The sequence below is a fragment of the Thermodesulfobacteriota bacterium genome (assembly GCA_040753795.1).
Taxonomy (GTDB): domain Bacteria; phylum Desulfobacterota; class Desulfobacteria; order Desulfobacterales; family Desulfosudaceae; genus JBFMDX01.
In genome coordinates this window covers 3,394-12,830 of sequence record JBFMDX010000028.1, presented here as the reverse complement: position 1 = coordinate 12,830, position 9,437 = coordinate 3,394, and the positions used below count along the sequence as shown (strand labels likewise).

Genomic DNA, 9,437 nt, shown 5'->3' with positions numbered 1-9,437 from the left:
CAGGCGTTTTCTGGCCTTCGCGTATGCACAACCTCGCTTTAAAGATGCCCTTACGGGCACACTACGAACAAGCACTCATCTCACGTTACAGGCACCTTCCCGTTCGTAGTGACGCCGTCAGGCGTTTTCTGGCCTTCGCGTATGCACAACCTCGCTTTAACGATGCCCTTACGGGCACACTACGAACAAGCACTCATCTCACGTTACAGGCACCTTCCTGCTCGTAGTGACGCCGTCAGGCGTTTTCTGGCCTTCGCGTATGCACAACCTCGCTTTAAAGATGCCCTTACGGGCACACTACGAACAAGCACTCATCTCACGTTACAGGCACCTTCCCGTTCGTAGTGACGCCGTCAGGCGTTTGTTTTCTCATTCACCATTCCTCATTCATCATTCCGCATTCATCATTCCAAAAGCGCTTCCCGCACCTTCAGGGCCAGGTCTTGCTTGCTGAAAGGCTTCTGGATGAAATGAACCCCCTTGTCCAGAATGCCGTGATGGGCGATAACATTGGCCGTGTACCCGGACATAAACATAATCTTCAAGCCGGGATATTGTACCCGCAACCGTTCAGCCAGTTCCCGGCCGTTCATCTCCGGCATGATCACGTCGGTCATCAGCAGATCGATCGTACCGGAGTTCTCTTCGGCCATTTTAAGCGCCGCCTCTGGCGATGTCGCCTTTATCACATTATACCCCAGGCCGGTGAGAACTTTCCCGGCCAGCTTCAGGACGGCCGCCTCATCCTCGACTATCAGTATGGTTTCGCCTTTGCCCCGCGGGATAATCTCTGATTTTACTTCCTCGATTTTTTCCGCCTTTCCGGTATAACGCGGCAGATAAATTTTGAAAGTCGCGCCCTGACCGGGCTCGCTGTAAACATTGACAACGCCGTTGTTCTGCTTGACGATACCATAGACCGTTGACAAACCCAGGCCGGTACCCTCGTCCGCGCTCTTGGTGGTAAAAAAAGGTTCAAATAGATTGCCCAGCGTTTCCTTATCCATGCCGCGGCCGTTGTCGCTCACGGCCAGCATAACATAGTCGCCGGGGACAAAGTCGACCCGGTTGTCGCAGTAATTCTCATCCAGGTTCACATTTTCCGTTTCAAGCGTAATTTTTCCCACACCGCTGATGGCGTCCCGGGCGTTAACCAGAAGATTGGCCAGGATCTGATCGATCTGGGACGGGTCCATCATGATCGGCCACAAACCGGCTCGCGGCTTCCAGGCAAGATCGATATCCTCGCCGATCAATCGCCGCAGCATCCTGAGCATGCCTTCCACGGTCTCGTTCAAATCAAGCGGCCGGGGTGAAATGATCTGCTTGCGGGCAAAGGCCAGCAACTGCCGGGTGATCTCCGCCGAGCGGCGGGCCGCGTCCAGGATCTCATTCAGATTTTCATGCAGAAAATCACCGGGGGTAATATTTTCAATGGACAACTCCGCAAAACCGATGATTACATTGAGCATATTGTTAAAGTCATGGGCCACGCCTCCGGCCAGCCGGCCCACGGACTCCATCTTCTGAGACTGGACGAGCTGAGACTGGAGTTTATCTCGTTCCGTCTCGGCCCGTTTGCGCTCGGTCATATCCCTGAAAATACCCAAAAGATAGGCGCGGCCGTTTATTTCCAGCGGTGCGGCGTTTACTTCAACGATAAAAACGCTGCCGTCCCGACGCATCATGGGAATATCGGTGGCCACAGGTAGTTGGCCGCTCAACTGTCGTTCAAAAGCAATTTTCACGTGCGGCAATGCCTCCGGCGGATGAATGTCGCTTAATCCGAAAGTCAGGATTTGTTCGAGCGGATAACCCAGCATGCGGCCAATAGCCTTGTTGGCAAATACAAATATTTGCGCCACCGCGTCCGCCATCAGAATACCATCCTGCATGTTTTCAAAAACGGCCCGTAAGGTTTCCTCGGAACGCCGGAGAGCATCCCTTGCTTCAATGGTTTCCCATACCGTGGCGGTCATGTTGCCGAGGGCGACCAGCATGGATTTCTCCCCGCCGGTAAGCTGATGATGATCGCGCCAGTATGCGCCGATGGCGCCGATCGGATCCTCGGTTCGGATAGGCGCCATGGCCAGGCTTTTAACGAAGGTCGCCCGATACACATCGTGCGGGATGCGCGGATCGACGTAAATATCCTCAATGGCGACATACTGTGCGTTGCGCATCACCCAGCCGGAGATACAATCCTTCATGGGAAACTTTTTGCCCTTCCATAAAGGCTCAATGGCGTCTTCATCGACATAGAAACAATTGTCACCATCACGCAGAACAACGGTAACGCCGTCCGCATTGCTTAACGCCCGGGCCGCCTGTCGAATGATCCGGATCACGTCACCGGTATTGGCCGCCAAAGCCAACTCGCGTGCCACTTCCAGAAGCTGCGTCAGTCTCTGGTTGGATTTTTCCAGTTCTTCCTCCGCGTGTTTCCGCTGGCTGATGTCAACGACGGTGGTGATAAAATGAAGCGGTTTGTTGTCGGCATCGCGTCGCAGGGTGACGCTGACGTCGGCCCATAACCGTTCTCCGTTTTTATGAATATAGCTTTTTTCAAACCGGATGGCGTCATTTTCGCCGGCAAGCAGCGCGGCAACCGTCTTCTCGGTTTTTTCGATTTCATCTTCCGGGGTAAGATCCTGCCATTTTTTATGTTTTAATTCTTCCGGCGTGTACCCTAAAAAGTCGGCAAAGGCTTTATTGACGTTGATTTCGCCGGTGGGCAGGGTGAGGGATTTGCCCACATTGGCCGACTCAAACACGTGCCTGAACCGGTCCATGCTTTCCCGCACAATCGCCATTTGCCGCCCCGCTTCCACCTGATCTCGCAGGATTTTTCCGGCCAGAATCGTGGCCAGGGGATAGAGCAGCATTACCGGAGGGGCAATGCGCTTAGCCACCACCGGGCCGGCGCCTTCGGGCAGGGTAAACATCAGGGCGATCATGGCCAGATGGACGGCGATGCCGAACAGATAAAGGTTCGACGCCGACAACGGTCGCGTTTCAGGTTTGAGATAGTGACGGGCCAGCAGGCCGATCATGGCCGAGGAAATAATAACCAGCGTGCCGGTCAGCGTGCCCGATCCCCCCATCCACAGGCGACAGGCCACCGTCAAGGTGCCCGCCAGTGACGCGGCCCAGGGGCCGAAGAAAAGAGCGCACAGGCTGACCATGATCGACCGGCCGTCGAAGATCAGGCCGGGTCCGAGATTCACGGGTCGCAGCATGCCCAGAACAGCGGTCATGCCAAACAGGAGGCCTTGCAGCAAAACGCCCGAACGGGTTTGCCGCGGCCAGCGTTTTTCAATGAATCCGGAGACGATGCTCAAAGCTACCAGCAACGCCAGGTTATGAATCAAATCGATATAGACCATGGATAATTTTCAACCTTTGTCTTTTAGCCGGTTTCCGACCATTCTTCTCCGACATGACCACAAACGATGCCCTTACGGGCACACTACAAACATACCTGCCCCACGTTAACGATGCCCTTACGGGCACACTACGAACAAGCACAACCCCTCGTTACGGGCACCTTCCCGTTTGTAGTGACGCCGTCAGGCGTTCACAGGCCGCCGCTCATGCACAACCTCGTTTTAACGATGCCCTTACGGGCACACTACAAGCAAGCACAACCACTCGTTACGGGCACCACCCCGTTCGTAGTGACGCCGTCAGGCGTTCAGAGGCCGCCGCTCATGCACAACCTCGCTTTAACGATGCCCTTACGGGCACACTACAAGCAAGCACAACCACTCCGTTACGGGCACCACCCCGTTCGTAGTGACGCCGTCAGGCGTTCAGAGGCCGCCGCTCATGCACAACCTCGCTTTAACGATGCCCTTACGGGCACACTACAAGCAAGCACAACCCCTCGTTACGGGCACCACCCCGTTCGTAGTGACGCCGTCAGGCGTTCAGAGGCCGCCGCTCATGCACAACCTCGCTTTAACGATGCCCTTACGGGCACACTACAAGCAAGCACAACCCCTCGTTACGGGCACCACCCCGTTCGTAGTGACGCCGTCAGGCGTTTTATTCCTCATTCACCATTCCGAATTCATCATTCCAAATTCATCTTTTCCCATTCACCATTCCGAATTCATCATTCATCCAACGCCTCCCTCACTTTCATCGCCAGGTCTTTCTTGCTGAACGGTTTCTGGATGAATTGAACGCCTTCATCCAGAACGCCCCGACGGGAGATGACATCAGCCGTGTAGCCGGACATAAACAGTATCCGTATAGCAGGATAAAGATTTCGCAAATGTTCGGCCAGCGTCCGTCCGTTCATTTGGGGCATAACCACATCGGTCATCAGTAAATCGATTCTCTTCTGATGCTCCCTGGCCAGCGTTAACGCCGCTAACGGTGTGGCGGCCGTCAGCACCTCATATCCCAAACCAGTAAGCATTTTCCTGGTGAGTTTCAAAACAGCGATCTCATCTTCCACCACCAGCACTGTTTCACCTCGGCCCCGTTGAATTTCGGACATCGTCTTTAAGTCCAAGTTATCGGTCACGCCTTCCTGCCGCGGCAAATAAATCTTGAAAGTCGTCCCCCGGCCAGGGGCGCTGTCAACATCAATAAAGCCATCATTCTGACGGACAATACCGAACACCGTCGCCAGGCCCAGGCCTGTACCCTGCCCATCTTCCTTGGTGGTGAAAAAAGGCTCGAAAATATGCTCCAGCGTGTTCCTGTCCATGCCGGGACCGTCGTCATTCACTGTCAGCAAGGCATAATCTCCAGGGACAAAATCGGCATTAGCGACAAGATAGTGCTCTTCATTCAGAGACTCCGTCCCTGTTTCGATGGTAATCCTGCCGATTCCGGCAATGGCGTCCCGGGCGTTGATGCAGAGGTTGGCCAGAATCTGATCGACTTGAGAAGGATCCACTTTCACCGGCCATATTGAAGCGCCGGGCTTCCAAGTCAATTCAATATCCTCGCCGATAAGCCGGCGCAGGATCTTGAGCATGTTGCCGACGGCCTCATTCAGGTCGATCGTTCGCGGAACAATCAATTGCCTGCGGGCAAAGGCCAGCAACTGCCGGGTGATATCGCTGGATCGAAGCGCGGCCTCCCGGATCTCCTTCAGGTCTTCATAAAGTGGATCATTCTCGTCCGTGCTGTTTAAGGCCAATTCCGCGTAACCGAGAATAACATTCAACATGTTATTGAAATCATGGGCCACGCCTCCGGCCAGACGGCCCACGGATTCCAGCTTTTGAGCCTGGACAAGCTTATTCTTAAGCGTCTCCTGTTCTGTTTCAGCCTTCCTGCGCTCGGTGATGTCTGTAAAAACGATAAAATCCAGATCCCGGTTTGTAGACATACGGAATTCGATTTCCCGCATCGTTCCATCCTTGCATCTGACCGGGAACTCCATGGGAACGATTTCTGATTGTGTTTCTCTGGCCTTCGTCACCGCGGCGGTCCACTTCTCACGGACGAGATTTCGTAAGGCCTCGTCGGGGTAAGCCAGCGAGAACCAGGTTTCAACCGTCGGGATATCATTTAACGTATAGCCGAAAAGGCTGGTGAATTTCGGGCTGACATAAATAGCGTTCTGGTTTATATCAGAAATAACAACGCCGACCGGTGCCGTGTCGGCAAAAAGCCGGAAACGGGACTCGCTTTGCCGGAGGGCTTTTTCCGCCTCTTGTCGGGCCTGGAGTTCCTGTTCCGCCTGCAACATTTTCTGTTCCAGCTTCCGCACCAGACGTTCGCTGTAGAGCTTGAGTACCTCCTCTTCCCGGACCGGTTCCGGAAAATCGTCTGCCTGCCGCAAAGCAGCCCCGGCCATCACCTCGTTCACGGCCGTCATCAACACATCCGGTTCGCATGGCTTGACGATAAAGCGATCTGCTCCTATCTTCATGGCAAACGCTTCGTCCTGTGGGCCGGTATAGGTGGCCGTGTAAATGATAAACGGTATGCCGCGCAGGGTGTCATCGGTTTTCACTTTGCGGCACAACTGGAACCCGTCCATCACCGGCATGAGAACGTCGCTGATGATCAGGTCGATGCCGACGGCGCCAAGTATTTCAAGCGCTTCGACGCCATCGGCCGCTGTTTTCGTGTTGTGTCCGTTTCCCCTTAAAAGGCTCTCCAGCAGATAGCTGTTTTCCTTATGATCATCAACAATAAGAATGTTCATGGCCGCCCCCCACCAGTTTAAAGATGCCCTTACGGGCACACTACGAACAGAACCTGCCTCGCGTTAAAGATGCCCTTACGGGCACACTACAAGCATACTTGACCCACGTTACGGGCACCTCCCCGTTCGTAGTGACGCCGTCAGGCGTTTCTTTATGCCCTTACGGGCACACTACGAACAGAACCTGCCTCGCGTTAAAGATGCCCTTACGGGCACACTACAAGCATACCTGCACCACGTTACGGGCACCTCCCCGTTCGTAGTGACGCCGTCAGGCGTTTCTTTATGCCCTTACGGGCACACTACGAACAGAACCTGCCTCGCGTTAAAGATGCCCTTACGGGCACACTACGAACAACGCTTACAGATACCTCCGGATTTCCGCAACAAACGTATCCGGATTAATCGGTTTTTCGATATAACCGTCGGCTCCGGCGGCCAGAACCCGTTCCCTGTCCCCGACCATGGCATAAGAGGTCACCGCGATGATGGGCACATCGGCCAGTTCGGCGTGTTTCTTGAGTTCCGCGGCTACGGTGTAGCCATCCATTTCCGGCAATTGAATATCGAGCAGAATGGCCCGGGGTTTGTTTCGCAACGCTTCGTCAATACCCGCGCGGCCGCTTTCCACGCCGGTAACGGAAAAGCCGTTTTTCTCCAGCAGAAAGCGCATCAAATATAGATTTTGAGCATTATCCTCTATGATCAGCAGCGTGTCACCCATAACCAGCCTCTTTAAGAAATCTCACCATTTTCATCATTCCGCATTCATCTTTCTAACAACGCCTGACGGCGTCACTACGAACGGAGGGTTTGATTTCATCATTCATCATTCCGCATTCATCATTCCCTTCGGTAAGCGTATCGTAAACGTACTGCCCTTCCCCCATTGGCTTTGTACTTTGATGGTACCCCCCATCATCTCAATTAGTTTTTTGGAAATGGACAGCCCCAGGCCGGTGCCCTCGTGTTTTCGGGTAAGCCCGTTATCGACCTGATGAAAGGGTTGAAAAAGGGCCGGGATCGCCTCATCCCGGATGCCGATGCCGGTATCCGAAACCGACACCGCGTAGTGATCGTTGTCGTTCCGGCAGGAAAGCAGAACATATCCTTTTTCAGTGAACTTGACGGCGTTGTTGAGCAGATTGATGATAACCTGCTCCAGACGCCGCTGGTCCATTGTCACGGCGTCAACGTTTTCAGCGATATCCAGTTTCAGATCGATTCCTTTTTTTTCTGCCAGCGGCGTGACCAGGGCAATCGATTTTTCCATGGACGACTTTAAATCAAAGGAAGTTGGAAAAAGATCAAGCTGACCGGCTTCTATTTTGGAAATATCCAGTACGTCGTTGATCAGGGCCAGCAGGTGGCGGGCGCTGGCCTGAACCATTCCCATTTGTTTTCTCTGCTCCGGGTTCAGGGGACCGGCCAGTTCCTGCAGCAGAATGCCGGTAAACCCGATGATGGAGTTGAGCGGCGTACGCAGTTCATGCGACATGACCGCCAGGAAGGCGGACTTCAGCCGATCGGCCGACTCGGCGCGATCCCTGGCCGCGGCCAGATCCACGGTCCGCTGCGCGACCCGTTGTTCCAGTTCGAGGTTGAGTCGACGCAACTCTTCCTCAACTCTTCGCTGTTCGGTGATGTCGGTGCCGATGCTGAGGATCCCTTCGATCCGTCCGTTATCATCGAAGTAGACCTTGTTGGTCCATGAAATCCAGACTCTCTCGCCGTTGCGGCGGATGTTTTCATTGACATTCCGTTCGAACGCTTTTGGATCAACGCAAATCTTATCCATCAGGGGCTTTAAATCCCGGCCACCGGATTCAACGTCGGGAACGATGGTGCCGACCACGTGCCGGCCGACGATCTCCGTTTGAGAAAAGCCGAAGAATCGCTGGCCGAATTCATTCAGAAAGGTAATGCGTCCGTCGCTGGTCCAATGCAGAATGATACTGTTGGCGTGTTCCAGCAGTTCACGATACTTCCGTTCACTGGAGGCAAGCGCCCGGTTGGCGGCAACGATCTTCTCGTTCCGTTCGGACAGATCCCTGGTACGGGCCTTGATCTGACGCTTGAGCAGAAAGCTCCAGATCGTGATAAAGAGAATAATTCCGCCGGTTAAAAAACAGGCTATTCTTATCCAGCCCGGCAGCATAACGGCGATCTTTTCCATCGTCCAGCGTTTCAGGGACTGGTGGTAAATCGACCCCGGATCTTTTTTCATGGGAACAAGCCGGGCATCGATGGCGCTCAAGAGGTCGCCGTTTTCCCCCTTTTTGGCCGCGAAGAAGAGGTCGGACGGTTCAAACATGACGGCCGTGTCTTCCAGGCCAAATTGGGCGGCATGCCTCAAGCCGTAGAACCGGTTGGCCACGGCCGCGTCTGCCTCGCCGCGAGCCACCAGTTCAAAAGTAGCCCGGTAATCCGCCAGGGAAATAATCGTGGCGTTCAGGCCGAAACCGCCGGACAGCCGGGCAAAGGCATCCTGCTGCACCGAGCGTTCCAGAACAACAATCCGTTTTCCGGACAGGTCCAGGATCGACCGGATTCCGCTTCCCTTGCGGGCATATACCTGATACCAGGAGGACAGAACCGGCGTCCGGTGAAACGCATAAATCTCTTCTCTGGCCGGGGTATAAGCCACGTCAGGCATCAGATCGATCTCGCCGTTCTTCAACCGGTCCAGGCCTTCGCCCCAGGTGCCGGAAACATACCGGAGGTTCCAGCCCTCGGCCTGCGCGATATTTTCTATAACATCGATGAAAACGCCGGCAGGTTTGCCCGATTCGTCGGTAAAGATTTTGGGGGAGTTTTCATAAACGCCCACGGTCACGAGCCGGTTGCCGGCCGCGGCCGATTGAATGCCAGCGACCGACATGGCCAGCAACATGATGGCGATAAGAAACTTTATCCGCCCGGCCGAATCGGCTCTCCATTTCTTTGCCATAATCAGCTCTCGGTGACGGTTTGAACTCTAAAGATGCCCTTACGGGCACACTACAAACAGTGGCACACCACGAACCGCTCGTAGTGACGCCGTCAGGAGTTAATTTGTGCCCTTACGCGCACACTACAAACAGCACCCATCTCACGTTACAGGCACTTTCCTGTTCGTAGTGACGCCGTCAGGCGTTAATTTATGCCCTTACGGGCACACTACAAACAGCACCCATCTCACGTTACAGGCACTTTCATGTTCGTAGTGACGCCGTCAGGCGTTTCATTCCTCATTCACTATTCCTCATTCACCATTCCGAAT

The 9,437-nt window shown here is 54.3% G+C and carries 4 protein-coding genes; all 4 read right to left on the bottom strand.

Annotation, left to right across the window (positions count from 1 at the left end; genetic code table 11):
* Positions 1-404: 404 nt before the first annotated feature.
* A complete protein-coding gene (locus tag AB1724_19400) occupies positions 405-3,386 on the bottom strand; it encodes a PAS domain S-box protein (GenBank protein ID MEW6079983.1) in 2,982 nt (993 codons plus the stop codon).
* Between the two features lie 731 nt (positions 3,387-4,117).
* Positions 4,118-6,175: a response regulator gene (locus AB1724_19395; protein MEW6079982.1), complete on the bottom strand. Its 2,058-nt coding sequence runs from the start codon at positions 6,173-6,175 to the stop codon at positions 4,118-4,120.
* Positions 6,176-6,536: 361 nt separating this feature from the next.
* Positions 6,537-6,899, bottom strand: coding sequence for a response regulator (locus tag AB1724_19390; protein ID MEW6079981.1), 363 nt, complete (start codon positions 6,897-6,899; stop codon positions 6,537-6,539).
* Between the two features lie 105 nt (positions 6,900-7,004).
* Positions 7,005-9,125 carry an ATP-binding protein gene (locus AB1724_19385; GenBank protein MEW6079980.1) on the bottom strand — a complete coding sequence of 707 codons (2,121 nt, stop codon included), beginning with the start codon at positions 9,123-9,125 and terminating at the stop codon, positions 7,005-7,007.
* Between the last annotated feature and the right edge of the window lie 312 nt (positions 9,126-9,437).